General features: G+C 67.7%; 20 protein-coding genes. 6 read left to right on the plus strand and 14 right to left on the minus strand.

The window, feature by feature from the left end:
• Positions 1-38: 38 nt before the first annotated feature.
• The 4 genes from acnA (at position 39) to AC1DPF_RS12050 (ending at position 7,910) form a co-directional block, all read left to right on the plus strand.
• The gene (gene acnA / locus AC1DPF_RS12035; protein WP_477868085.1) at positions 39-2,723 is read left to right on the plus strand and encodes an aconitate hydratase AcnA; all 2,685 of its coding nucleotides are present in this window, start codon (positions 39-41) and stop codon (positions 2,721-2,723) included.
• 157 nt (positions 2,724-2,880) lie between these two features.
• The gene (locus AC1DPF_RS12040; protein ID WP_477868083.1) at positions 2,881-4,416 is read left to right on the plus strand and encodes an NAD(P)/FAD-dependent oxidoreductase; all 1,536 of its coding nucleotides are present in this window, start codon (positions 2,881-2,883) and stop codon (positions 4,414-4,416) included.
• Positions 4,417-4,459: 43 nt separating this feature from the next.
• Entirely contained in the window at positions 4,460-6,250 is a 1,791-nt protein-coding gene (locus AC1DPF_RS12045; RefSeq protein WP_477961543.1) for a hypothetical protein, read from the plus strand.
• Positions 6,251-6,293: 43 nt separating this feature from the next.
• A complete protein-coding gene (locus tag AC1DPF_RS12050; protein WP_477961545.1) occupies positions 6,294-7,910 on the plus strand; it encodes a hypothetical protein in 1,617 nt (538 codons plus the stop codon).
• Here AC1DPF_RS12050 and AC1DPF_RS12055 read toward each other — a convergent pair.
• From AC1DPF_RS12055 to AC1DPF_RS12065, 3 genes are read right to left on the minus strand one after another with little or no spacing between them, the layout of a single operon-like run.
• Complete coding sequence (locus AC1DPF_RS12055) at positions 7,838-8,569, minus strand: class I SAM-dependent methyltransferase (protein ID WP_477868077.1); 732 nt, start codon at positions 8,567-8,569, stop codon at positions 7,838-7,840. The two genes, AC1DPF_RS12050 and AC1DPF_RS12055, sit on opposite strands and share 73 nt — an antisense overlap.
• Entirely contained in the window at positions 8,569-9,561 is a 993-nt protein-coding gene (locus tag AC1DPF_RS12060) for a glycosyltransferase family 2 protein (protein WP_477868075.1), read from the minus strand. Before AC1DPF_RS12060 ends, AC1DPF_RS12055 begins: the two co-directional genes overlap by 1 nt.
• A complete protein-coding gene (locus tag AC1DPF_RS12065; protein ID WP_477961547.1) occupies positions 9,558-9,974 on the minus strand; it encodes a GtrA family protein in 417 nt (138 codons plus the stop codon). The genes AC1DPF_RS12060 and AC1DPF_RS12065 overlap by 4 nt, the downstream gene beginning before the upstream one ends.
• A 311-nt stretch (positions 9,975-10,285) precedes the next feature.
• Between AC1DPF_RS12065 and AC1DPF_RS12070 the strand changes: the two genes are divergently transcribed.
• Complete coding sequence (locus AC1DPF_RS12070; RefSeq protein ID WP_477961549.1) at positions 10,286-12,103, plus strand: AcrB/AcrD/AcrF family protein; 1,818 nt, start codon at positions 10,286-10,288, stop codon at positions 12,101-12,103.
• A gap of 48 nt (positions 12,104-12,151) precedes the next feature.
• On the opposite strand, the gene AC1DPF_RS12075 is transcribed toward AC1DPF_RS12070, so the two are convergent.
• The 5 genes from AC1DPF_RS12075 to argB form a co-directional block, all read right to left on the minus strand.
• Positions 12,152-12,793 carry a MarC family protein gene (locus AC1DPF_RS12075; RefSeq protein ID WP_477868069.1) on the minus strand — a complete coding sequence of 214 codons (642 nt, stop codon included), beginning with the start codon at positions 12,791-12,793 and terminating at the stop codon, positions 12,152-12,154.
• Positions 12,794-12,818: 25 nt separating this feature from the next.
• Positions 12,819-13,712 (minus strand): bifunctional methylenetetrahydrofolate dehydrogenase/methenyltetrahydrofolate cyclohydrolase FolD, encoded by an 894-nt coding sequence (gene folD / locus AC1DPF_RS12080; protein WP_477961551.1) that lies wholly within the window; start codon positions 13,710-13,712, stop codon positions 12,819-12,821.
• Entirely contained in the window at positions 13,709-14,047 is a 339-nt protein-coding gene (locus AC1DPF_RS12085; RefSeq protein ID WP_477961627.1) for a DUF167 domain-containing protein, read from the minus strand. Before AC1DPF_RS12085 ends, folD begins: the two co-directional genes overlap by 4 nt.
• Entirely contained in the window at positions 14,023-14,325 is a 303-nt protein-coding gene (locus AC1DPF_RS12090; protein ID WP_477961553.1) for a YggT family protein, read from the minus strand. Before AC1DPF_RS12090 ends, AC1DPF_RS12085 begins: the two co-directional genes overlap by 25 nt.
• A gap of 326 nt (positions 14,326-14,651) precedes the next feature.
• Positions 14,652-15,557: an acetylglutamate kinase gene (gene argB / locus AC1DPF_RS12095; RefSeq protein WP_477961555.1), complete on the minus strand. Its 906-nt coding sequence runs from the start codon at positions 15,555-15,557 to the stop codon at positions 14,652-14,654.
• A gap of 201 nt (positions 15,558-15,758) precedes the next feature.
• Between argB and AC1DPF_RS12100 the strand changes: the two genes are divergently transcribed.
• Positions 15,759-17,021 (plus strand): NupC/NupG family nucleoside CNT transporter, encoded by a 1,263-nt coding sequence (locus tag AC1DPF_RS12100; protein ID WP_477961557.1) that lies wholly within the window; start codon positions 15,759-15,761, stop codon positions 17,019-17,021.
• Between the two features lie 13 nt (positions 17,022-17,034).
• Here AC1DPF_RS12100 and rpoN read toward each other — a convergent pair whose 3' ends face one another.
• The 6 genes from rpoN to AC1DPF_RS12130 all read right to left on the minus strand — a co-directional run bounded on the left by rpoN (position 17,035) and on the right by AC1DPF_RS12130 (position 25,798).
• Complete coding sequence (rpoN, locus tag AC1DPF_RS12105) at positions 17,035-18,558, minus strand: RNA polymerase factor sigma-54 (protein ID WP_477961559.1); 1,524 nt, start codon at positions 18,556-18,558, stop codon at positions 17,035-17,037.
• 145 nt (positions 18,559-18,703) lie between these two features.
• On the minus strand, positions 18,704-19,480 hold the full coding sequence (lptB, locus tag AC1DPF_RS12110) for an LPS export ABC transporter ATP-binding protein (protein ID WP_477868057.1): 777 nt from the start codon (positions 19,478-19,480) through the stop codon (positions 18,704-18,706).
• 165 nt (positions 19,481-19,645) lie between these two features.
• Positions 19,646-20,650, minus strand: a complete 1,005-nt coding sequence (locus tag AC1DPF_RS12115) for a threonine aldolase family protein (protein ID WP_477961561.1) — start codon at positions 20,648-20,650, stop codon at positions 19,646-19,648.
• A 40-nt stretch (positions 20,651-20,690) separates the two neighbouring features.
• Positions 20,691-20,996 carry a hypothetical protein gene (locus AC1DPF_RS12120; protein ID WP_477868053.1) on the minus strand — a complete coding sequence of 102 codons (306 nt, stop codon included), beginning with the start codon at positions 20,994-20,996 and terminating at the stop codon, positions 20,691-20,693.
• A 79-nt stretch (positions 20,997-21,075) separates the two neighbouring features.
• Positions 21,076-22,470: a hypothetical protein gene (locus AC1DPF_RS12125; RefSeq protein ID WP_477961563.1), complete on the minus strand. Its 1,395-nt coding sequence runs from the start codon at positions 22,468-22,470 to the stop codon at positions 21,076-21,078.
• Positions 22,454-25,798: a glycosyltransferase gene (locus tag AC1DPF_RS12130; protein ID WP_477961565.1), complete on the minus strand. Its 3,345-nt coding sequence runs from the start codon at positions 25,796-25,798 to the stop codon at positions 22,454-22,456. The genes AC1DPF_RS12125 and AC1DPF_RS12130 overlap by 17 nt, the downstream gene beginning before the upstream one ends.
• Positions 25,799-25,822: the final 24 nt, after the last annotated feature.

Here is a 25,822-nt window from a genome sequence, read left to right on the forward strand (position 1 = left end):
CCGTGGATTCTCGCAATTGCAGCACAGGGGCTACAGCAATGACGGCCGTCGGTCAGGACACTCTCAAAACCCGCTCTACCCTCAACGTCGACGGCAAGCATTACGCCTATTATTCGCTCGCCAAGGCGGCGGGCCAGCTCGGCGATATCTCGCGCCTGCCCTTCTCGATGAAGGTGCTGCTCGAAAACCTGCTGCGGTTCGAGGACGGCGTCACCGTGACCGTCGAGGACGTCAAGGCGATCATCGACTGGCAGAAGGAGCGCAAGTCCGACCGCGAGATCCAGTATCGCCCGGCGCGCGTGCTGATGCAGGATTTCACCGGCGTGCCCTGCGTGGTCGATCTGGCCGCGATGCGCGACGCGATGAACAAGCTCGGCGGCGACGCCCAGAAGATCAATCCGCTGGTGCCGGTCCATCTCGTGATCGACCATTCGGTGATGGTCGACAGCTTCGGCACGCCGAAGGCGTTCGACGAAAATGTCGCGCTCGAATATGCCCGTAACGGCGAGCGTTATGAATTCCTCCGCTGGGGTTCGAAGGCGCTCAACAACTTCAAGGTGGTCCCTCCCGGCACCGGCATCTGCCACCAGGTCAATCTCGAGAATCTCGCCCAGGCGGTGTGGAGCTCGGCCGACGGCTCGGGCACCCCGGTCGCCTATCCCGACACCTGCGTCGGCACCGACAGCCATACCACGATGATCAACGGCCTCGGCGTGCTCGGCTGGGGCGTCGGCGGCATCGAGGCCGAAGCTGCGATGCTCGGCCAGCCGGTGTCGATGCTGATCCCCGAAGTGGTCGGGTTCAAGCTGTCGGGCACCCTGACCGAGGGTATCACCGCCACGGACCTGGTGCTGACCGTCACCCAGATGCTCCGCGCCAAGGGCGTGGTCGGCCGGTTCGTCGAATTCTACGGCCCGGGCCTCGACTCGCTGTCGCTCGCCGACCGCGCGACGATCGCCAACATGGCGCCGGAATATGGCGCCACCTGCGGCTTCTTCCCGATCGATGACGCGACGCTCGTCTATATGCGCCTCACCGGCCGCCCGGCGGAGACGATCGAGCTGACCGAAGCCTATGCCAAGGAGCAGGGCTTCTGGCGCGACGCGACCGCCCCCGATCCGGTGTTCACCGACAATCTCGAGCTCGACATGTCGACCGTGCTGCCGTCGATGGCCGGCCCCAAGCGCCCGCAGGACCGCGTCCTGCTCAGCTCGGTCGACGAGGGTTTCAACAATGAGCTCGCCTCGGGCTACAAGAAGGGCGACGAAGGCGACAAGCGCGTCGCCGTCGAGGGCGAAGACTTCCAGATCGGCCATGGCGATGTCGTGATCGCCGCGATCACCAGCTGCACCAACACCTCGAACCCGTCGGTGCTCGTCGCCGCCGGCCTGGTTGCGCGCAAGGCGAACGCCTTCGGGCTGAAGGCCAAGCCCTGGGTCAAGACCAGCCTTGCTCCCGGATCGCAGGTGGTCACCGACTATCTCGACCGCGTAGGCCTGCAGAAGGATCTCGACGCGGTCGGTTTCAACCTCGTCGGCTATGGCTGCACGACCTGCATCGGCAATTCCGGCCCGCTCGCCGAGCCGATCTCGAAGGCGATCAACTCGAACGACCTGGTCGCCTCGGCGGTGCTTTCGGGCAACCGCAACTTCGAAGGGCGCGTTTCACCCGACGTGCGCGCCAATTATCTGGCATCGCCGCCGCTGGTGGTCGCCTATTCGATCTTCGGCACCACTGCCAAGGACATTACCGTCGAACCGATCGGCGAGTCGACCGACGGCAAGCCGGTCTATCTGAAGGACATCTGGCCGACGACCGCGGAGGTGGCGAATACCGTCGCGGCGGCGATCGACTCGGAGATGTTCTCGAAGCGCTACGCCGATGTGTTCCTGGGCGACAAGAACTGGCAGGCGATCGACGTCGAGGGTTCGGACACCTACACATGGCGCGCCGGATCGACCTATGTCGCCAACCCGCCCTATTTCGAGGGCATGTCGATGACGCCGGCACCGGTGCAGGACATCATCGAGGCGCGTCCGCTGGCGATCTTCGCCGACTCGATCACCACCGACCACATCAGCCCGGCGGGCTCGATCAAGGCCGACAGCCCGGCGGGACGCTTCCTGACCGAGCATCAGGTGTCGAAGGCGGATTTCAACAGCTATGGCGCGCGCCGCGGCCATCATGACGTGATGATGCGCGGCACCTTCGCCAATATCCGCATCAAGAACCAGATGATCCCCGGCATCGAAGGCGGCATGACCAAGCACATCCCGACCGGGGAAGTGATGGCGATCTACGACGCCGCGATGAAGTACAAGGCGGAGGGTACCCCGCTGGTGGTGGTCGCCGGCAAGGAATATGGCACCGGATCGTCGCGCGACTGGGCGGCGAAGGGCACCAACCTGCTCGGCGTCCGCGCGGTCATCACCGAGAGCTTCGAGCGCATCCACCGCTCGAACCTCGTGGGCATGGGCGTGCTGCCGCTGCAGTTCGCCGAGGGCATCGATCGCACGACGCTCAAGCTCGACGGCACCGAGACCTTCACCATCGAGAATGTCGCCGGCCTGCGCCCGCGCCAGACCGTATCGGTGAAGCTCACTCGCGCCGACGGCTCGACCGAGACGTTCGAGACGCTCTGCCGGATCGATACCGTCAACGAACTCGAATATTTCCTCAACGGCGGCATCCTCCACTACGTGCTGCGCAAGCTGGCCGCGTAAGGGACGCCGTTTTGAAGACAGGGCCGGTCCGCTGCGAGGCGGGCCGGCCTTTTTCTTGCCGGAGGCCCTCACCTCCGCGAGAGAACGGACGCCCGTTAACCATGTTCTAACGCGTTCCCGCCATTGTCCGCCGAGCTCCGGACGATGAGGGAAGTACATGCCGCGTGCCACGAATCACGCCGATGTGGCGATCATCGGCGCAGGACCGGCCGGGCTCACCGCCGGCTATATGCTCGGCAAGGCAGGGTTCAGCGTCACCCTGGTCGAGAAGGATCCGGTGCAGGTCGGCGGCATCAGCCGGACGGTCGAGCACCAGGGCTTCCGGTTCGACATCGGCGGCCATCGCTTCTTCTCCAAGTCGCGCGAGGTGGTCGATCTCTGGAACGAACTGCTGCCCGACGACTTCATCGAGCGGCCGCGGATGAGCCGGATCTATTATGGCGGCAAATATTACAGCTATCCGCTGCGGGCGTTCGAAGCGCTGCGCAATCTCGGCCTGTGGCAGTCGAGCCTGTGCATGGCATCCTTCTTTCGCTGGAAACTCTTCCCCCACAAGGAAGTGAAGAGCTTCGAGCAATGGGTGGTCAACCAGTTCGGAGCGCGCTTGTTCGGCATCTTCTTCAAGACCTACACCGAGAAGGTGTGGGGCATGCCGTGCGACGAGATGTCGGCCGACTGGGCGGCCCAGCGCATCAAGGGTCTCAGCCTGGGCAAGGCGGTGCTCGACGGGATGCGGCGTTCGCTGGGGCTCAACAAGCGGCCCAATGACGGCATGCAGACAAAGACGCTGCTGGAAAGCTTCCGCTATCCGCGCAAGGGCCCTGGCATGATGTGGGACGCCGCGCGCGACCGCATCCTCGAACAGGGCAACCGCCTGCTGATGGGGCACCAGCTCCATCAGCTGTCCTGGGATGCGACGGCCGGCTATTGGCGGGTTGCGGCGATGGGGCAGGACGGCCGGCTGGCGATGCTCACCGCCGATCATGTCATCAGCTCGGCGCCGATGCGCGAGCTGGCGGCGCGGGTCCATCCGGTGCCCGCGAGCCTGCCCAGCGCCATGGCGCTCGGCTATCGCGATTTCCTCACCGTCGCGCTGATGATCCGTTCCGACGATCTCTTTCCCGACAACTGGATCTATATCCACGACGACAAGGTCCAGGTCGGCCGCATCCAGAATTTTCGCAGCTGGTCGCCCGAGATGGTGCCGGACGAGAACCTCGCCTGCGTCGGGCTCGAATATTTCTGCTTCGAGGGGGACGGGTTGTGGACCTCCTCCGACGCCGACCTGATCGCGCTGGCGACGCGCGAGCTGGCGCAGCTCGGGCTCTGCAATGCCGGCCAGGTGGTGGGCGGCGCGGTCGTGCGGCAGGAGAAGGCCTATCCGGTCTATGACGATGGCTATGCCGACAATGTCGCGGCCGTGCGCGCCGAACTGGAGGCGCGCTATCCCACGCTGCACTTCGTCGGCCGCAACGGCATGCACCGCTACAACAACCAGGACCATGCGATGATGACGGCGATGCTCACCGCCCGCAACATCATCGCCGGAACACGGCGGCACGATGTCTGGGCGGTCAACGAGGACGCCGAATATCACGAGGCAGGCGCCGAGGGCGACGATGCCGGCGTGGCGGCGGCGCTGCGATCGGAGCGGCTGGTGCCGGAGCGGATCGCAAGCAAGCGCGCAGCGTGAGTGCTCATATTCCCCCTCCCTTGAAAGCGAGTGGGAAAGAAGAATGACCGCCGCGCGGCTGCGTCTCTCCGTGTTCGCGGTCTGGCTGCTCGCCAGCGCGATCCTGCTCGTCATCGCGCGGCACCATATCGCCGCTCTGAGCATGTGGGATCCCGACGATTATCTCCGCCTTCAGCAGGTCCGCGACCTGCTCGGCGGGCAGAGCTTTTTCGACGTCTCGCAATATCGCATCGATCCGCCGCACGGGGTGCCCATGCACTGGTCGCGGATCGTCGATCTGCCGATCGCGGCGCTGATCCTGGCGCTCAGGCCGATGCTGGGCGCCATGCTGGCGGAGCGCGTCGCGATAAGCGCCGTGCCCCTGCTGATCTTCGGTGGTTCGCTGGCGGCGCTGGCATTGATCGGATCACGGCTCGCCGACCGGCGCACCGCGCTGATCGCGGTGATGCTGGCGGCGGCGGCGCCGCTGATGCTGTTTCATGTCATGCCGCTGCGGATCGACCATCATGGCTGGCAGACCATGCTTGGCCTGTTCACCATCGCCGCCTGCTTCGATCCGCGGCCACGGCGCGGCGGGATGATCGCGGGCGCGACGGCGGCGCTGTGGCTGGCGATCTCGCTCGAGGCGCTGCCGATGGTGGCGGCGATCGCAGCGCTGCTGGCGCTGCGGTTCGGCGCGGATGCTCACCCCAATCGTCAGTCCGGCGGAGGCCGGAGTGACGAGGGGAAGCGATTGCAGGCCTTCGCCGGCGCGTTCGCGCTTTCGGGCATGGCGCTGTTCGTCCTGTTCCACGGCCCAGCCGCCTATGCGCGCAATTATTGCGATGCCGTCAGCCCGGCCTGGTTCGGGCCGATGGTGCTGACGCCCGCACTCGCGGCGCTGCTCGTGCCGCTGGCCTCGCGCTACGACATGGCGCTGCGCATCGCCATCCTCGCCGCCGCCGGTGCCGCCGGCGTGGCCCTGCTGGCCGCCACCGCGCCAGCCTGCCTCCACGGGCCATTCGCGGCGCTCGATCCGGTGGTGCGCTTCTATTGGTACGACAATGTTCTCGAAGGATTACCGGTCTGGAAGCAGCCCTTCGACAATCGCCTGCTGCTGGTCGGCTTTCCACCGATCGGCCTGCTCGGCACCCTGCTGGCCTGGCGCTCCGCCGCAACCGCGCGCGCCGCGCGGGACTGGCTGATGATGCTCGCGCTGCTGCTCGCGGCCTTCGCGCTGTCGCTGCTCGTCCAGCGCGCCGGAGGATTCGCGCAGGGCTGTGCGCTGCCGGGCGGCGCCTTCCTGCTGGCGCGGCTGCTCGACGCTGTCGGGCGCTGGCGCCATGGACTGCTGCGGGTCATCGTGTCGGCCGGCGCGATCCTGGCGCTGTCGCCGGTCGGCGCGGTGCTGATCGGCACTGTCGCGCTCTCGGCCGGCGAGCAGGGCAACAGCGGCGCATCGGAGCCGCCTGTGTGCCCGGCGCCCTGTGCGCCCTTCGCTGCGCTCGCCCGGCTGCCGCCCGCCACCATGCTGACCGGAATCGATCTGACCCCGCGGCTGCTGGTGATGACGCCGCACAGCTTCGCCGGCAGCGGCCACCATCGCAATCCGCAGGCGATCCGACGGGTGATCGATGACTTCACCGGCCCGCCGGAGGCTGCGCGCAGGATGATGGCGCGTCACGGCATGGACTATGTGCTGATCGATCCGGACGGCAACGAGGCGATGATCTACAGCAGGGCCGCGCCGCGAGGACTGATGGCCGATCTGCTGCAGGCGCGGACGCCGGCGTGGCTCGAGCCGGTGGCCCTGAAAGGCAGCACGCTCAGACTGTGGAAGCGGATGCCGGGCTGACACCTCTTGCGGTGTCCCCTCGCTCCCCATAAGGGCGGGTCCGATGTTCCGGTCCACACCGCCTGTAACGCCGCCGTCCGGCTGGTGGACGCGTAGCTGGTATATCGCCTTTCTCGCGCTGATATCGATCATCCCGCTGATCCAGCCGCAGGTGCCGCCGCTGATCGACCTGATGGGCCATATGGGGCGGTACCGGGTCGAGATCGCCGATCCCTCCTCGCCGCTGCTCACCCGCTATTTCAGCTTCCACTGGGCGTTGATGGGCAATCTCGGCGTCGACCTGCTGGTCGTGCCGATGGCCAAGATCTTCGGGCTCGAACTGGGCGTGAAGCTGATCGTGATGATGGTGCCGCCGCTCACCATCACCGGCCTGCTGCTGGTCGCGCGCGAGGTGCATGGCCGCTTGCCCGCGACGGCCGGGCTGGTCGCGCCGTTCGCCTATTGCTGGCCGTTCCAGTGGGGCTTCATCAACTATGTGCTGGCGATGGCGCTGACGCTCAACGCGTTCGCGCTGTGGCTCTATCTGGCTCGGATCGGGCGGCTGCGACTACGCGCGGCGCTGTTCGTGCCGATCGCCGCGCTGATCTGGCTGGGCCATGGCTTCGCCTGGGGCGTGCTCGGCCTGCTCGCCTTCGCCGCCGAGATCGTGCGGATGCGCGACGTCGAGGGCCGCGGCTATGGCGAATCGCTGTGGCGCGGGGCGCTGCACTGCCTGCCGCTCGCGCCGCCGCTGCTGCTGATGGTGGCGTGGCGCTCGGGCAATGTCGCGGGGGAGACCGTCGACTGGTTCAACTGGATCGCCAAATATGTCTATCTGGTCTCGTCGCTGCGCAACCACTGGATGCAGTTCGATATCGCGCTGGTCAGCGCGCTGATCCTGCTCGTGCTGTTCGGCATGAGCTCGATCGGCTGGCAACAATATGGCTTCCGGATGCGCCGCACCCTGGGCGTCGCGCTGCTGGTGCTGATCATCGCCTATATCCTGATGCCGCGGATCGTGATCGGCTCGGCCTATGCCGACATGCGGCTGGCGCCCTATGTGATCGCGATCGGCGTGATCGGGGTGGTGCCGGCCTTCACCAACCGGATCGCGCTGAACACCATCGCGGCGCTGGCGCTGATCATCTTCGGCTTCCGCGTCTACCAGTCGACCGATCGCTTCATCGCCTTCTCGACCTGGCAGGAGAAGCAGCTCGCCGCGCTCGACCATGTCGAGCCGCAGAGCCGGGTGTTCGCGCTGGTCGACCTGCCCTGCCTGTCGCTGTGGGAATCACCGCGGCTGGAGCATCTCGGCGCGATGGCGATCGTGCGGCGCGAGGCCTTCGTCAACGGCCAGTGGACGATGCCGGGCGCGCAATTGCTCAGCATCAAATATGCGCCGGCCAAGGGCTATGCCGAGGACCCGACCCAGGTGATGCGGCCGCGCCGCTGCCGCGCGCCGACCGCGCGCTCGATCGAAAGCTCGATCGCGCTGTTTCCCCGCCAGGCGTTCGATTATCTGTGGCTGATCAACACGTCCCAGGACCATTGGCCCGCCAACGATCCGACCCTCAAGATGGTCTGGAACGGCGGCGAGCGCGGCGTGCTCTACCGGATCACCGGCTCCGCGACGCTCGCCATGGACACGCCGAAGGGAATGGAGAGCGTCGCCACCCAGTGACGCTCTGCGCCGAAGATCGCCGTCAGCGCGGCGTTGACCGGTCGCGACGGCATCGCATCATCGCCGCCCTCGCGGCGCAGCAGCTTGCCCGCCAGGCGGATGCCGGCGATCAACGGAAACAGCAGGCTGTTGAAATGCGTGGTGAAACGCGGGCGCAGCCCGGCTTCCCGCAGCACCCGCGACAGGCTGGCGTCGGTATAGCGGCGCTGATGATGGTGCGCGACGTCGTGCGCGCTCCACATCCACGGGCTGCCCGGCACCGTGACGATGATCCGTCCGCCCGGCGCCAGCTTGCCCTTGAGATAGGCAAGCGCCTCGACATCGCCCGGGATATGCTCGAGCACGTCGAGCAGGACGATCAGGTCATAGGCGCCATCGTCGAGCGGCACATGGGGCAAATAGCCGCCCTTGATCTTCAGGCCGCTGCGTTGCTCGGCAAAAGCGCGGGCGCCATCGTCGGGCTCGATCGCGTCGACCTCGCCAAATCGCTTGAGCAGTTCGAGGTTCGAGCCGGTGCCCGCGCCCACCTCGAGGATCTTCAGCGGTCCGGCCTTCGGCCGGTGCCGCTCGATCAGCCGGCCGATGATCCGGCGGCGCGCGACGAACCACCAATGGTCGCGGTCGATCTCGGCCATGCGGTCATAGGTGGCGCGATCCATCAGGCGATCCTCTGGTCGGCAGGCTCGGGGCAGCCGATCCGCTGGCGGATGATGTAGATCGGGCGGTGCTTCGTCTCGACCAGGATGCGGCCGACATATTCGCCCAGGATGCCGAGCGACAGCAGCTGCACGCCGCCCATGAACAGGATCGCGACCATCAGCGACGGATAGCCGGCGACATCCGCGCCCAGGATGAGCGTCCTCACTCCGATGAACACCGCATAGACCAGGGCGAGCAGCGCGATCACCCCGCCCAGATAGGACCACACCCGCAGCGGCGCGGTGGAGGCCGAGGTGATCCCGTCGATCGCCAGCGTCCACAGCTTCCAGTAATTGAACTTGGTGCTGCCCACCGCACGCTCGACCCGGTCGTAATCGACCGCGGTCTGGCGAAAGCCCGACCAGGCGAACAGCCCCTTCATGAAGCGGTTGCGCTCGGGCATGCGCTTGATCACCTCGACGACCTTGCGATCGAGCAGTCGGAAGTCGCCGGCATGTTCGGGGATCTTGTCCATCGAGAGCCAGTTGTGCGCGCGATAGTAGAGATCGGCGGTCAGCCGCTTCGGCAAGCTGTCGGTGAGGCGATTGCGGCGCACGCCATAAACGACCTCATAGCCCTCGCGCCATTTGTCGATCATCGCGCCGATCACCTCGGGCGGATCCTGCATGTCGACGTCGATCGGCACGACCACTTCGCCGCGGACATTGTCCAGCCCGGCCGACAGCGCCGCCTCCTTGCCGAAATTGCGCGACAGCGACAGTGCGCCGATGCGCGGATCGGCGTCGTGCGCCGCAAGAATCGCCGCCATGGTCAGGTCGGTGCTGCCGTCGTCGACGAACACTATCTCCCAGCCCGTGGGCTGGCCGGCGGGATCGCGCAGCGCTTCGAGCACCTGGGTCATGCGCGCGACGAACGGGCCGATCGCCTCCTCCTCGTCCTTGACGGGAACGATCACCGACAGCAGCGGCGCATCGGCCGGCACGGTGCTCATTCGAACACCCATTGGCGATTCAGCCAGAAGACCAGGAGCGGAGTCACGCACAACACCAGCGGATAGGGCGCCCATAGCGGCAGGTCCAGATGCTGGACGAGCAGCCACACCCACAGGCTGTTGCAGGCGAAGCTGATCAGCGACACGATGGCGTAGCGCACGATCCGCTGCATCTGCCGGTCGCGGCTGCCATGGCCCTTGAAGCTCCATTGGCCGTGGATGACATAGCCGGTGCTGGCCGCACCGACGAAGCCGATCGTCCAGGCGAGATTGGGATCGAGACCGCTCGCCTTCACCAGCACATGATAGATGCCGATGTTGACCAGCGACGAGAAAACGCCGGTGATCGCGTAGCGGACAAGCTGGCCCAGCAACGTCATCCGCTCGCGGGTCATGATCGGCATCTGAGGCATCGCCCGCGCTCTTCCATAAAAGCGCCGACGCCTCAAGCCACGAGGTGCCCAATCCCTCTGGTGCAAAAGGGGGACAGAGGGCACGCCCGGGGACAGGCCACCCCGGAGGAGCCTCTCCCGGACGGCCGAAATTGCCAGTCCCGTCCCGCTGTCCCCCGCGCTAGCCGGAACGGCGCCCGAGCGAGCCCGGCGGTCCCGCGCCGGTGGCGGAACCCGGCCCGGCGGGCAGTTCGATTCGGCGGCCGATCAAAAATGGTCCTGTGCCGGGTTCGAGCGTTGCCCGCAGGCGGCCGCGGCTCTAAGCGGGCGCGATGCGGGACGATGGCGGCGATTTCGAAGAACGGATGATGGCATGGATCGAACGCCGGTGGCGAACGGTCTTCTGGATGCTGTTCACCGGCACCTGCGCCTATTTCCTGTTCTACAAATGGGGCCAGATACGCTGGCTGGGCCTCGCCGACACCGACGACAATATGCGGCTCGCCGAGGTCAAGGCGTGGCTCGACGGGCAGGCCTGGTTCGACCTGCGGCAGCACAAGCTGGCGCCGCCCGACGGCCTCAACATCCACTGGTCGCGGATCGTCGACCTGCCGATCGCAGCGATGCTGCTGATCTTCCGACCTATCGTGGGCGATTATATGGCGCAGCAGATCGCCTGCGCCGTGGCGCCGATGCTGGCGCTGGGCCCGGCCTTATGGGCGATGATCCTGGCGGTGCGGCGGCTGATCCATCCGCGCGCCTATCCGATCGCCTTCGCGATCATGCTGTGCGCGCAGACCACCCTGTTCATGTGGATGCCGCTGCGCGTCGACCATCATGGCTGGCAGCTCGCCACGCTGATGTTGGTGGTGGCGGGCCTGGCCGATCCCAACGGCCGACGCGGCGGCGCGGTAGCCGGCCTGGCGACGGCGGTTTCGTTCGGCATCGGCCTCGAACTGATCCCGATGATGACGATAGCGGGCGCTTCGGTCGCGCTGCGCTGGGCCCTGGGCACGAATGGCAACCGCGCCGAGGCGGGTCGGCTGGCGGCCTATGCGATCGCCCTCGGCGGCGGCTGCGCGATCGCGTTCGGCGGCTTCGCTTCCTATGACAACCGCGCGATGGTCTGCGACGTGCTGTCGCCGGTCTATCTGGCGACGCTGCTGCTCACGAGCGCGCTGCTGCTCGGGCTGAGCTTCGTGCGCAGCGGGAGCCGGGCGCTGCGGCTGGTCCTGCTGCTCGCGGCCGGCGCGCTGATCGCCGGCTTCTTCGCGATCAGCTTCCCGCAATGCCTCGGCCGGCCAGAGCACATATCGCCCGAGCTGGCGCGGATGTGGTTCGACAATATCCGCGAGGTGAAGCCGCTCTACACCAAGCCATGGCGCGATGCGCTCGGCACCGCCTGGCTGCCGGTGATCGGCACGATCGGTGCCGTCATCGCAGCCTGGCAGGCGCGGCGCGCGCCGACCGCCGGCGCCTGGATGTCGATCGCGCTGCTCAGCCTGGTCGCGACGCTGGGACTCGCTTGGCAATCGCGCTTCGGGCCGCAGGCACAGCTGATCGGCGTGTTCGGGGCGACCTCGCTGGCGTGGCTGCTGCTGCCGAGGCTGCTCGAATCGAGCTGGTCGCTGATCCGGATCGGCGGCACGCTGTTCGTCTTCTTCGCGCTGTCGGGCCAGCTCGCGCAATTCGCGACGATGATCCCGCCGACCGCGAAGGAAGTGCGCAGCGCGAGCGCAGCGGCCAAGGCCGCCGAGAACGCCCGACGCTGCCCGACGCTGCCGGCGCTGCGCCAGCTCGATGCGCTCCCGCCCGCAACGATGCTCACCTTCATCGACATGGGACCGCGGCTGATCACGATGACCCGCCACAGCGCGATAGCCGGCCCCTATCACCGCAATGGCGACATCATCCTCGAAGTGCAGAGGGCATTCCGCTCGACATCGCCCGAGGTCGCCCATGCCGTGATGAAGCGCCACGGCGCGACGATGCTGCTGCTGTGCCCCGGCATGGCGGAGTCGACCATCTACCGGGCGCAGGCCCGCGACGGCTTCTACATGCAGATTATGGACGACAAGGTGCCGGCCTGGCTGACACCGGTGGCGCTGCCGGCCAATTCGCCATTCCGGCTGTGGCGGATGGTGAGGTAGGGCTCTCACCCCGACCCTCCCCCGCGAAAGCGGGAGAGGGAGGTTGCGTCACCCGAGGTGGAACGCCGCCGTGATCCCGTCGATCACGAATTGCGCGGCCAATGCTGCCAGCAGCACCCCCAGCACGCGGCTGATCATCGCCTCCAGCTTCGGGCCGAGCACCCGCATGATCGGGCCGGCGGCGATCAGCGCGGCCAGGGTGAGCAGCAGCACCGATGCCAGCGCGGCAATCACGACCAGGGTCTGCTGGATGCCATGGCTGCGCGACACCAGCAGCATGACCGTCGCGATCGAGCCGGGACCAGCGATCATCGGAATCGCCATCGGGAAGACCGATATGTCCTCGACCGGGCGGTGCTCCTCGGCCGCCTTGCGGCTGATCTCGTCGGCACGGCCCTCGCGGCGCTCGGTGCGCTTCTCGAACACCATTTCGAGCGCTATCAGGAACACCATGATGCCACCCGCGATGCGGAAGGCATCGAGGCTGATGCCGAGCGTGTCGAGCAGCTTCTCGCCGACCAGCGCGAACAGCAGCAGCAGGACCGACGCGATCATGGTCGAGCGCAGCGCCATCGCGCGGCGGTGAGTATCGGACGAGCCGCTGGTCAGGCCGGCGAAGATCGGCGCGCAGCCGGGCGGATCGATCACCACGAACAGCGTGACGAACGCCGAGAGGAACAGCGCCATCATGGCCGGCCGCGCCCGCTACGGCGCATCAGATCGCGTCAGCCGGCAGCGGCACTCCGGCGCGGCGGTACGCGGCGACCAGCGTGTTGCGCAGCAGGACCGCGATCGTCATCGGCCCGACGCCGCCGGGGACCGGCGTGATCGCCCCCGCGACCTGGGCAGCTTCCACGAAGGCGACATCGCCCACCAGCTTGGTCTTGCCGGGCTCCGCGCCGGGCACGCGGTTGATTCCGACGTCGATGACCGTCGCGCCGGGCTTGATCCAGTCGCCCCTGATCATCTCGGGCCGGCCGACCGCGGCAACGACGATATCGGCGCGGCGCACGACGTCGGCGAGGTTCTGGGTGCGGCTATGCGCGACGGTCACGGTGCAGCTCTCGGCGATCAGCAGCTGCGCCATCGGCTTGCCGACGATGTTCGAGCGGCCGATCACCACGGCGTCCAGCCCCGACAGGTCGCCGAGCCGATCCTTCAGCAGCATGACGCAGCCGAGCGGCGTGCAGGGCACATAGCCGGGCAGGCCGGTCGACAGCCGGCCGACATTGATGACGTTGAAGCCGTCGACATCCTTGTCCGGATCGATCGTCGCGATCACCAGATCCTCGTCGATATGCGCCGGCAGCGGCAGCTGGACGAGGATGCCGTCGACCGTCTCGTCCTCATTGAGCCGGCGCACCAGGCCGAGCAGCTGCTCCTGGCTGGCCTCGGCCGGCAGCCGGTGCTCGAAGCTCTCCATGCCTGCCTCGATCGTCGCCTTGTGCTTCGAGCGGACATAGACCTGGCTGGCCGGATCCTCGCCCACCAGCACCACGGCGAGCCCAGGCGCGCGGCCGGCAGCGGTACGGAAGCCCGGAACCATCTCCGCGATCCGCGCGCGCAACCCGCCCGCGAACGCCTTGCCGTCGATGATGTCCGCGCTCATGCCTTGTCCTTGACGATGTGGGCGAGGGCAACGGCCAGGGCCGCGGGCTCGCCCCGGATATGCAGCCTCTTTAGCCGCGAAGTCGCGCCGCTGGCCAGCGTCACATCCCCCTTCGCGACCCGCAGCGCCTTTGCCACCAGCCGGATCAGCGCCGCATTGGCGGCGCCGTCGCTCGGCGGAGCGGTCAGCCTGACCGCCAGCCAGTCGCGGCCGTCATCGGCTGTGACGATCCCTTCTATGGCCTCGCGGCTGGCTTTGGGACTGGCGCGGACGGCGATGACGACGCCGTCGGCAACGATGCTCCAGGCGCTCAGACGCCCGCCATCATCACCGATGCTTCGGCGTGGCCGATCACCATCTGCAGGATGATGATCAGCAGCAGCGCCACCAGCGGCGACAGGTCGAGCGCGCCGAAATCGGGCATGATCCGGCGGATCGGCCGGTAGATCGGCTCGGTGATCTTGTCGAGCGCGTAGAGCAGCTGGCGGACGAAGTCGTTATAGGTGTTGATCACGTTGAACGCGACCAGCCACGACATGATCGCCTGGATGATGATGATCCAGCGCAGCACGCTTAGCAGCAGGTCGACGATCTGCAGGAGGAGGAGAAGCATCTAAAGCCCTTCGAGAGTGTCGCGGCCGGATGTAGTGGCGCAGATCGCCGCGGGCAATGACGTGACCGTATCAATCGGCACGCCGTGCCGACTGAGTCTGTGTTCGCCCTCAAACGCCGGGCGCAGCACATCCGTGCTGCTTGGCTTCCTCGCAATAAGCTCGGGCGGCCGTTCGGCCTTGCGGAGCCCCGTCGGGCTCCGACGATGAGCCCGGCCTCGGAACGCGCCAGTGTTCCGCAAGGCCGAACGGCCGCCGCGCCTTATTGGCGCGAAGCCAAGGCAGGCGGATGCCTGCCGCCCGGCGTTTGAGGGCACAACAAAAAAACTTACCCCATCCGCACCAGCGTGCCGGCGCCGCGGCGGGTGAAGGCTTCGATCAGCATCGCGTGCGGCACCTGGCCGTCGAGGATGACGGCAGCATCGACGCCGCCTTCCACCGCGTCGACGCAGGTTTCCAGCTTGGGGATCATGCCGCCCGATATCGTGCCGTCGATGCGGAGCGCGCCGATCTGCTCGGGCGTCAGGTCGCGGATCAGCTGTTTTTGCTTGTCGAGCACGCCGGGCACGTCGGTGAGCAGGAACAGCCGCGCCGCGCCCAGCGCGATCGCGATCGCACCGGCCATCGTATCGGCGTTGACATTGTAGGTGTGGCCGTCCTCGCCGATCGCGATCGGGGCGATGACCGGGATCATGCCGGCCTTGGAGATGGTGTCGATCACCCGCCGGTCGATATCCGCGGGCTCGCCGACGAAGCCGAGATCGACGGGTTCCTCGGCACTGGTGTCGGGGTTGATCCGGGTGCGGCGGACCTTCTCGGCCACCACCATGCGGCCGTCCTTGCCCGACATGCCGACCGCGCGGCCGCCGGCATGCGCGATCCAGGAGACGATCTCCTTGTTGATCGATCCGCACAGCACCATTTCGGCGATCCTGGCGGTCTCGGCATCGGTGACGCGCAGCCCGTCGATGAAGCTGCTCTCGACGCCCAGCGTCTTCAGCATCCTGCCGATCTGCGGCCCGCCGCCATGGACGACGACCGGATTGATCCCAACCGCCTTCAGCAGGACGATATCCTCCGCGAAATCGTGCGCCAGCTCGGGATCGCCCATGGCGTGGCCGCCATATTTCACGACGAAAGTCTCGCCGGCATAGCGCTGCATATAGGGCAGCGCCTCGGTGAGGGTCTCGGCCTTGGCCAGGAGGATCGGATCGGGGCTGTAGTCTGTCGGCATGCGCGGCCCTTAGCCGAGGTCCGTGGCGTTAGAAAGGCTATCGTCGCGCCGGCCATCGCGCGGCCGGGGGCGCATCCGGCCGCCGCCCGATCGCCAGGAGAGAATGGACAGGCCCCAGGCAGCGGCAAAAGCAGCGCTTGACCGCCGGACACCGCACGCCAAGGTGCGGCGTCAGCCCTCTGCACCGCGAGATGCCCCCGCATGACCAAATTGCTGACCGGCGTCGCCGGCATCGCGCTCATCCTGCTGGTGGCGGTGGCGCTGTCGTCGGACCGCAAGGCGATCCGCCTGCGCGTTGTGGGGGCCGCCTTCGCCTTGCAGGCAGGCATCGCCGTGCTCGCGCTCTACGTCCCCTGGGGCCGGGCGGCGCTGGCCTGGCTCTCCGGCGGCGTGTCGAGCCTGCTCGGCTATGCCCAGGCCGGCACCGATTTCCTGTTCGGCTCGATCGCGAGTCCTGCGATCGGCGGCACCAGCTTCGCGATCGCGGCGCTGCCGGTGATCATCTTCTTCGCGGCGCTGGTGTCGATCCTCTATTATCTCGGCGTCATGCAGTTGGTGATCCGCTGGGTCGGCGGCGCGATCGAGGCGGTGACCGGCGTCTCCAAGGTCGAATCGCTCTGCGCCGCCGCCAATATCTTCGTCGGCCAGAGCGAATCCCCGCTGGTGATCCGCCCCTATCTCGCCGGGCTCAAGCCGCATCAGATGTTCGCGGTGATGACATCGGGCATGGCGGGCGTCGCGGGCACCATATTGGCGGCCTATGCGGCGATGGGGATCAGCATCGATCTGCTGCTCGCCGCCAGCTTCATGTCGGCGCCCGGCGCGCTGCTGATGGCGAAGATCATCATGCCCGATCCCCGCACAGTCGAGGGCGAACTGCCGCTCGGCGACGCGCCCGAGGACGAAGTGATCGCGGTCGCCGAAGCGCACGAGGCCGGCGCACGGCCTGAAAACATCATCATGGCCGCCTCGCTCGGCGCGCAGACCGGGGTGAGGATCGCGGTCTCGGTGGGCGCGATGGTGCTCGCCTTCGTCGCGCTGGTGGCGCTGGCGAACGGCATGCTCGGTGCGGTCGGCGGCTGGTTCGGCTATCCGCAGGCCAGCTTCCAACAGTTGCTCGGCCTGCTGTTCGCGCCGGTGATGGTCCTCCTCAACATCCCCTGGGATCAGGCGCACGTCGCCGGCGGGCTGTTCGGCGAGAAGGTCGCGCTCAACGAGTTCGTCGCCTATATCCACCTCGGCCAGATCAGGGCGACGCTCAGCCCCCACAGCGTCGCGGTGGTCACCTTCGCGCTGTGCGGCTTCGCCAATTTCTCGTCGATCGCGATCCAGATGGCGTCCGCCGGCAGCCTCGCGCCCAACCAGCGACCGACCATCGCCCGGCTGGGAATCAAGGCGCTGGTGGCGGGCAGCCTGGCGAACCTGATGTCGGCGGCGTTGGCCGGGCTGCTGATCCCGATGTGACCGCCGCGGCCTGCTACGCCGCCTTCATCGCCCGCTGGCGCCTGCGCTGCACCGACGATCCCAGTCCGATCGCCTCGCGATATTTGGCCACCGTCCGCCGGGCCAGGTCGAAGCCCTTGTCCTTGAGCAGGTCGACCAGCTTGTCGTCGGACAATATGTCGTCGCCTTCGACGGCGATCAGCTTGGCGATCTGGCTTTTCACCGCCTCGGCCGAGACATTGTCGCCGCCGTCCGACGCGGCGACGCCGCTCGTGAAGAAATATTTGAGCTCGTGGAGCCCGCGCTCGCACATCAGATATTTGTTCGAGGTGACGCGGCTGATCGTCGATTCGTGCATGCCGATCGCGTCGGCCACCGCCTTGAGGGTCAAGGGGCGGAGATGCTCGACGCCGTGGAGGAAGAACGCCTCCTGCTGCTTCACGATCTCGCTGGCGACCTTGACGATCGTGCGGGCGCGCTGGTCGAGCGCCTTGACCAGCCAATTGGCCGAGGCGAGGCATTCGCTGAGCCATGCCTTGCTGCCCTTGTCCTGCGCCCCGCTCGACAATTCGGTATAATAAGCGCGGTTGACGAGCAGCCGGGGCAAGGTCGCGCCATTGAGCTCGATCGCCCAGCCGGTGGCCGTGCGCGCGATGAAGATATCGGGCGTCACCGGCGCCGGCGGCTCGCCGCCGAAGCGCAGCCCCGGCTTGGGATCGTAATTGCGGAGCTCGCGGATCATGTCCGCCATGTCCTCCTCGTCCACCCCGCAGAGCCGGCGCAGCTGCGGGATCGCGCCGCGCGCGAGCAGGTCGAGATTGTCGATCAGCTTCGCCATCGCCGGATCGTAGCGGTCGGCCTCCCGGGCCTGGATGGCGATACATTCGGCCAGCGACCGCGCGCCGACCCCGCTGGGATCGAGCGTCTGGATCACCCCGAGCACGCGCTCGACATGGAACAGCGGCACGTCCAGCTGGCGGGCGAGCTCCGCGGTGTCGCCCTCGAAATAGCCGGCCTCGTCGATCAGGTCGATCAGCTGCGCGGCGATGACCATATCCGATCCCGACAGCAACTCGCCGGCCTGGGCGGTGAGATGATCGCGCAGCGACAGCGTCGCGGTGGCATAGTCGTCGAGATCGGGCGCTTCGGCCGAGCCGCTGGCGTCGCCTTCGAGGCCGAGCCCGCCATCCATGCCGCGCATCGAATCGGCGGCGCTGTCATGGTGGAAGGTCTCCGCCGCATAGTCGACGTCCAGCGGGGCATCGGCCACGGCATCGCCGGCCTCGATCAGCCGGTCGGCAGTCGGGCCGTCATATCCCTCGCCATCGCCGATTCCCTCATCTTCGAAGCCAGCACCGTCGTCGGAACGGTCGTCGGCGTCCCGCTCGGATGCCTCGTTCGCGCCGCTCTCCAGCAGCGGGTTCTTCTCGATCTCCTCGGCGATGAAGGCTTCGACCTCGAGATTGGAGAGCGCCAGCAGCTTGATCGCCTGCTGGAGCTGCGGCGTCATGACCAGCGACTGGCTTTGCCGGAGATCGAGGCGTGGGCCGATCGCCATGGGTTATTCTCCCTCCTCGGAAGGAGGAGAGAGAGCGGTACCGGCCCGCGCYCCCACCCGACCTCCCAAACAAGTTACTCTGTGGGAGGTCGGGTGGGGGCGCGGGCCGGTACCGCTCGGTTTCAATTTCATTGAAACCATGGCGTCAGAGCGAGAAACCTTCGCCCAGATATAGCCGCCGGACGTTGGGATCGGCCACCAGGGCTGCCGGGCTGCCCTGGAACAGCACCTTGCCGTCATAGATGATGCAGGCGCGATCGACGATGTCGAGCGTTTCGCGAACATTGTGATCGGTGATCAACACGCCGATGTCGCGGCGCTTCAGGTCGCGCACCAGCTCGCGGATGTCGGAGATCGAAATCGGGTCGATGCCGGCAAAAGGTTCGTCGAGCAGCATGATCGACGGATCGGCAGCCAGCGCGCGGGCGATCTCGCAGCGGCGGCGCTCGCCGCCCGACAGCGCCATCGCCGGCGAATCGCGCAGATGGGTCAGGTGGAACTCCCTGAGCAGCTCCTCCAGCCGCTCGCCGCGCTGCGCCCTGTCGGGTTCGACCAGCTCGAGCACCGCGAGCAGGTTCTGCGCGACGGTGAGGCCGCGGAAGATCGAGGTTTCCTGCGGCAGATAACCGAGCCCCAGGATAGCCCGCCGATACATCGGCAGGGTGGTGATGTCGTCGCCATCGAGCAGGATACGACCGGCGTCGGGCTTCACCAGACCCATCACCGAATAGAAGCATGTCGTCTTGCCGGCGCCGTTCGGGCCGAGCAGCCCGACGACTTCGCCCCGCGCGACATCGAGCGAAATATCCGACAGCACCTGGCGCTTGTCGTAGGTCTTGGCGATGGACACGACCGACAGGCCGCGTGCGACACTGGCCGCTTCGGGGCCGGTCGGACGCTGGAGCGTGGCGGTGTCGTTCATGCAGGCTTGTCCTGTCGGCGCGGTGAAGGTCGCCCTGATTAGCGAAAGCCGATGGTCAAGGAAACTGGCAAGCTTCGTGCATGACGTCTAACCGGGCGGTAAGCCGGCTGAAAAGCCGGCACGAGCCGCCGCGCCGCTGCGGCCGACAGCGTGCGGGAGCCGCGATCAGGTCAGCGCCATGATCGCCGCGGCCAGCGCGTCGACTTCGCCCGCAGGCTGCTCCCAGCTGCACACCAGCCGGGCGACGCCGGGCGTCCAGTCGTAGAATTCGAAGCCCTGTGCCCGCAACGACTCGGCCTCGGCCGCCGTCAGCCGCAGGAATATCTCATTGGCCTCCACCGGGTGCAGCAGCCGGCCGCGCGCGGCGTTGGCGATGTGCGCGGCGGCGGCATTGGCAGCGCGGGCGTTGCGCAGCCAGACGCCGCCATCGAGCATCGCCAATATCTGCGCCGCGGCGAAACGGCCCTTCGACAGCAGGTGCCCGGCGCGCTTGCGGCGATACCGCGTCGCCTGGGCAAGCTCCGGCCGGAAGAACAGCAGCGCCTCGGCCGACATGCCACCATTTTTGATGAAGCCGAAGCTCAGCGCATCGACCCCGGCCCGCCAGGTGAGATCGGCCGGCGAGCAGCCGAGCGTCGCGACGGCGTTCGCGAAACGGGCGCCGTCCATATGCAGGCCGAGCCCGCGCCGCTTCGCCGCTTCGCCGATCGCGGCGACCTCGTCGGGCGTGTAGACCAGCCCATATTCGGTCGCGTTGGTGATCGACACCGCCGCCGGCTGGGTCTGGTGGACATCGTTGCGGACAGAGGCGGCGAGAGCCTCCAGGCCCGCCGGATCGAGCTTCGCGCCCACGCCGCTTGCCAGCATCAGCTTGGCCCCGCCGGTGTAGAATTCGGGTGCGCCGCATTCGTCGGCCTGGATATGGGCGTCCGCATGGCAGATCACCGCCTGGTGCGACTGCACCATCGCCGCGAGCGCCAGGGCATTCGCGGCCGTTCCGCTGGACACCCACAGCGCCGCGACCTGGGTGCCGAACAGATCCGAGAAAGCGCCATCGAGCGACGCGCTCAGCGCATCGCCGTCATAGGCGGTATCGGGCGAATTGGCGCGGCCGAGCGCCGCCATGACTTCGGGGCAGACGCTGGCGGCATTATCGGAGAAGAAGCGCATCGGCGAATTGCAGATGCCGCGTCGGCGAAGTCAATGGCTATCAGGCCGCATCCTGCGTGTGGCCGAGCTGCGGCGGCGGCACCGCCCCCATGCGCTCTCCGCCATCGAACAGTCCGTCGAGCCGGCGCCGCAACGTCCGCTCATATTCGGCGCGCTCCACGCAGCTGGGCCGCGACAGCATGAGGTCGCCGCAAATGGCATCCTTGATCCGCCCGACCGCGGCCGCGTCGAGGACGCCGACGGCCTTGAGCTCCACCGCCAGCTGCACCAGCCCGACGGCGGTCGCCTGCGCGCGGAAGCCGAGCAGGTCGACGGTTTCGCGAAGCTTTCGCCTTTCATTGTCCACGATCCGATCCTCTCCATTCCTGTCACGAACCGACTGGATCGCCAGCCGTTCACGCTGCTTCGCTATACCGCAATCGGCCTCAGCCGCTAACCCCCAGCAAGGCCATGGTCTCCATCAGCATTGCGGCGATGGCGGGCGCGACGGCCACGAGCCGGCGGCCTGCTCCGAGCGCCGCCCGCTCGGGCAGCGCGATGGCCAGCCCGATGATGACGGCCAGCATCGTCCACAGATTATAGCGGAGGTCGGGTGCGACGCTGATCAGCGCATAGGCACCGCCATAGCAGAGCGCCGAGGCGGCAAGCGCCGCGACGATGCGCCGGCTGGGCAGGCCCGGCGCGGCGATCATCAGGCCGAGCGCGACCGCGAGCCAGGTGGCCGGGCGGCCCAGCGGCGACCAGGCCAGCCACATCGAGGCCTTCACGATGGTGCTGGTCGCGCCGTTCGGGGTGAAGCGGAGCCCCAGTTCGTTGGGCTGGCTCATCAGGTAGACCGCGTCGCCCGGCACCTCGCGGAGCAGGAAGCGCCAGTTCCAGTCGAGATGGGCAAGCCGGTGCCGGGCATAGGCGGCGGGCGAGGCGATCACGGCGTTGAGCCAGGTGCCGATCGGGCTGTCGCCGGTGCGCGAGACATGCTCGGCCAGGCTGTCCTCGGCCATGGTGCAGCCGGGCTCATCGCCGCCGCCATAGAGCCGCGGGGTATAGCAATGCGCCGTGGCGGCGCGGGCCTGCGCGTCGCTCAGCCCCGGATAGCCATTGCCGCCGCCCTGCGCGACGATCCCCGCGAGATCGAAATTGATCAGCGAATAGAGCGGATGCGAATGGCTGGGCCTCAGCATGGCCTCGTTGATCGCCCAGTTGCTCGCCAGCAGCAGCGCCAGCGACGCCGTCGCGGCGGCGGACAGACGCAGCGGACTCGCCGTCCACCGCGCCGGCAGCACGAGCAGCAGCAATGGCAGCGCCGCGAACAGCGCGTTGATGCGCGTCGCCGCGGCGATCAGGATCAACGGCACCGCAACCGCCGCCAGCCATGCCGGCCCGCCCGCCGCGCGGCGGACCAGCAATGCCGCCGCCATCAGCATCAGGCACGCCATCAGCGGATCCTTCAGGATCGCGCCGACCTGTCCGAACGGGATCGGCAGCAGCGCGAGCAGGATCGGCAGCACCGCCGCGCGCCAGCCATGGCGCGCACGCAGGCTGTCCGCGATCAGCCCGATCGCCCCCCAGTAGAGCGCGACGTCGAGCAGCAGGAACGGCGCCCCGCCGGGTCCGAGCCGGAGCAGCTGCCGCCATAGCCAGGCGGTGACCGGCGGGTGCCAGTCGTCGTAACGCCCGCTCAGCGCCTGGCCGTACTGGACGACACTATCGGGCGTTATGACGCCCCAGTGGAAGGCGTAGAGCTGGACCAGGGCAAGCGCGATGCAAAGCAGGGCGAGTGCGGCGCGCGGATGCCGCTCGACCTCAGCTCTGGGTGACACGTCCCGACCGTTCCAGCTTGCCCCAGCCGACCCGCGGCCCGCGCATCGCCTGGGCGAGCGCCTTGAGCACGACATAATACATGATCTGGCGATAGCCGATGCGCTGCGGCACGAGCAGCCACAGCAGCCGCCACCGTTCGCGCCGCTCCAGGGCAAAGGCCACGAAGCCGGCGAGCAGGTCGATCGCGGTGAAGACCAGCCAATAGGTCAGCATCTTGTCGATGTCGGTGCTGCTCTGCGCCCAGCCATGCGCCTCCACCTCGAACCAGGTGGCGACCAGGCTGAGCAACAGCGCAAGATCGATGACGGGCGATATCGCGGCCAGCATGATCTGGAACAATATCGCCTGGGGCAGGCCGATCCGGGCCAGCCCGCGCGGCCGTCCGCTGGCCAGCACCGCACGGTGCTTCCACAAGCATTGCAGCGTGCCGAACGCCCAGCGGAAGCGCTGCTTGGCGAGCGCGCGGACGCTTTCCGGAGCCTCGGTCCAGGCAACCGCATATTGATCATAATGGATCTTCCAGCCGGCGCGCTGGATGGCGATGGTGAGATCCTGGTCCTCGGCCAGCGTGTCGGGGGGATAGCCGCCGACGCCGCGGATCGCCGCCAGCCGCCAGGCGCCGACCGCGCCGGGCACCACCGTCATCGCATCGAGCCGCGCCAGCGCCCGCCGCTCCAGATTCTGCGCGGTGATATATTCGAGCGCCTGCCAGCGAGTGACCAGATTGACGCGGTTGCCGACCTTGGCATTGCCCGCGACCGCGCCCAGCCGCTCGTCGCCGAACCAGCGCGCCAGCCGGGCGATGGTGGTGGGTTCGAACTGGGTATCGGCGTCGAGCGCGATGACGATCTCGCCGCGCACCAGTTCAAGCGCGCGGTTGAGCGCGCGCGCCTTGCCGCCATTCTCCAGGGTCAGCAGCCGCACCCGCGGCTCGTCGGCGAACGCCTCGCGGACCACCGCGCTGGTGCGGTCCTTCGAGCCGTCGTCGATCACGATGATCTCGATCTCCACCTCGCTGCTGTCGAGCACGCGGCGGACCGAGCGCTCGATCACCCGCTCCTCATTATAGGCGGGGATCAGCACGGTGACGAAGCGGCCGGGATCGATCGGCGGAAACACGGTGCGCGATTCGCGCCGGGCCTGGACCAGCGCCAGCCCGGACAGCAGCACGGCGCGTGCGATGCCGAGGCTGATCGCGACCAGGAAGATCCACCGGATCGCGATCGTCATTCCGCCGAGCGTGCTGAACAGGGCGAGATCGGTCTCCGCCGCGAGACGGTCGCTCTTCGAGATCGGCGGGTTGACCTGAAGCGCCGGAAGCCCGGCCAGTTCGGACACCGGCACGAAGCGAAAGCCCCGGGCGCGAAGCTCATGGATCAGCAGCGGCAGCGCCGCCACGGTCTGTGAGCGATCGCCGCCGGCATCGTGGAGCAGCACGATCTGGGTGGAGAAGTCGGGATTGCCGCCCTCGACCCCGTCGATGGTGCCCTGGACGATCTGCGCCACGCCGGGCCGCTTCCAGTCATCGGGATCGACATGCAGGCCGACCGACAGATAGCCGCGCCGCTGCGCTTCGGCGACGGGGGTGATCTCGTCGGCGGTGGTCGGTTCGGCGTCGCCAAAATAGGGCGCACGGAAAAGCCGCAGCGACCGCCCGGTATAGGCCTGGAACAGCCGCTGATTGGCATTGAGCTCCAGCGCGGTCTGTGCCGGCGTCGCGTCGGCCAGGTTGGGATGGGTATAGGTGTGGCTGCCGACCTCGTGCCCTTCGGCGATCTCGCGCTCGAGCAGGGCGCGCTGGGTCAGCGCATTCTCGCCGACGACGAAGAAGGTGGCGGGCACCTTTTCGGCTTTGAGGATATCGAGGATCCGGGGCGTCCAGACCGGATCGGGACCATCGTCGAAGGTCAGCGCGACGAGGCCGGGACGATAGCCGGTGCGCTGGATCTGATAGGGGCTGGGCAGCCGGTCGAACCGCACATTGGTGATCGCGCCCTGCCGGTCGGTGGCGACATGGCGATAGCCGGGCACCGGCACCGCACCGATCCGCAGGATCTCGCCCGAGCCCTCGATGTCGACATTGGTGCCGGCCGGTATCGCCTCGATCGCACTCGCCTCGGGCAGGCCGCGCTTGCGCCCGAACATCGTCCAGATCGACGGATCCTCGGTCCCGAGCCGCCACAGCGCCACCGATTGCAGGCCGAGCGTGCGGAGCGTGGTGAGCTCGCCGTGCATGGCGGCGGCATCGAGCAGCCAGATGTCGTGGCGGACGCCGCCCTCCACATAGGCCAGGCTGCTGTTGCCGCTCGGCGGATCATAGCGGGGCGCCACGCCGCTTTCGCGCGCCGTCAGCCAGGCATCCTCGACGGAATGGGCGATGGTGTCGCCGCCCTTCTCCCAGTCATAGGCATAGGAACCGAGCGCCACGACCACCTTCTCCGGCGGCAGGCCGCGCACCGCCCGCGCCACCGAATCGGCAAACCAGGCGCGCGAGGCGATCGGCCCTGGATCGCCTGGCTCCGAATGCTCGTCATAGGCCATCAGGAACAGCCGGTCGGCCACCTTCGCATAGGCCCGAAGATCCCAGTCGGAATCGGCGACCGGCACCGCGATGGCGATGGTCATGCCGGGCAGGCGCGCGCGCGCCTGCCGCAGGAAGGCGAGATAGGTCCGGTGCGCGTCGGGCGGCAGTTCCTCGAAATCGAAGAATATCCCGCTGGCCTGATTCGCGGCGAGCAGCTGCGCGACCCTGTCGAGCGTGGCGCGGGTCTGCGCCGGGTCGCGCAGCAGAGCGGCCATGCCCGGCCCGTCCCAGGCGCCGTCGAGCGCGTTCTGGACCATCGGCATCAGCCTGGGCCGGTGCTGGGCATGGCTGATGATCGCCTTGCCACGCGGGTCGGCGAAGCTCGTCACCTTGTGATCGGCACCGGTGATCGAGATCCAGCCCGGGATCAGCCAGTCGATATCGTCGACATGGCGGGCCAGCGAGGCAGCCGAGGCGTCGTCCCAGGGCGCGTGAAAGGCATAGGTCGTCGGCGGCAGCCCCTGCGCGGGCCGCCCGCGCTCGATCAGATGGCGGAAATCGCGCCACATATCCTTGATCGGGCGGGCGCTGGTCTTGACCAGCGCGTGATCATGGCCGGCCAGCGGCGCGATATCGGGCCGCTCGACCTCGAACGGCAGCGGCGGCTGCGGCTCCACCTCGACGATCGACCCGAAGAAGGCAGCGATCGACAGCAGGACGAGCAGCACGAAGGCGATCAGCGCCAGCGCGAAGCGCCGCCGCCGCCGTCCGGAGGCATCGAAGAAGATCGGCTGGTCGTGCATGCTGCCAAGGTCCGTCGCACCGGG

It is taken from the genome of Rhizorhabdus sp. P4_G6 (assembly GCF_056401045.1).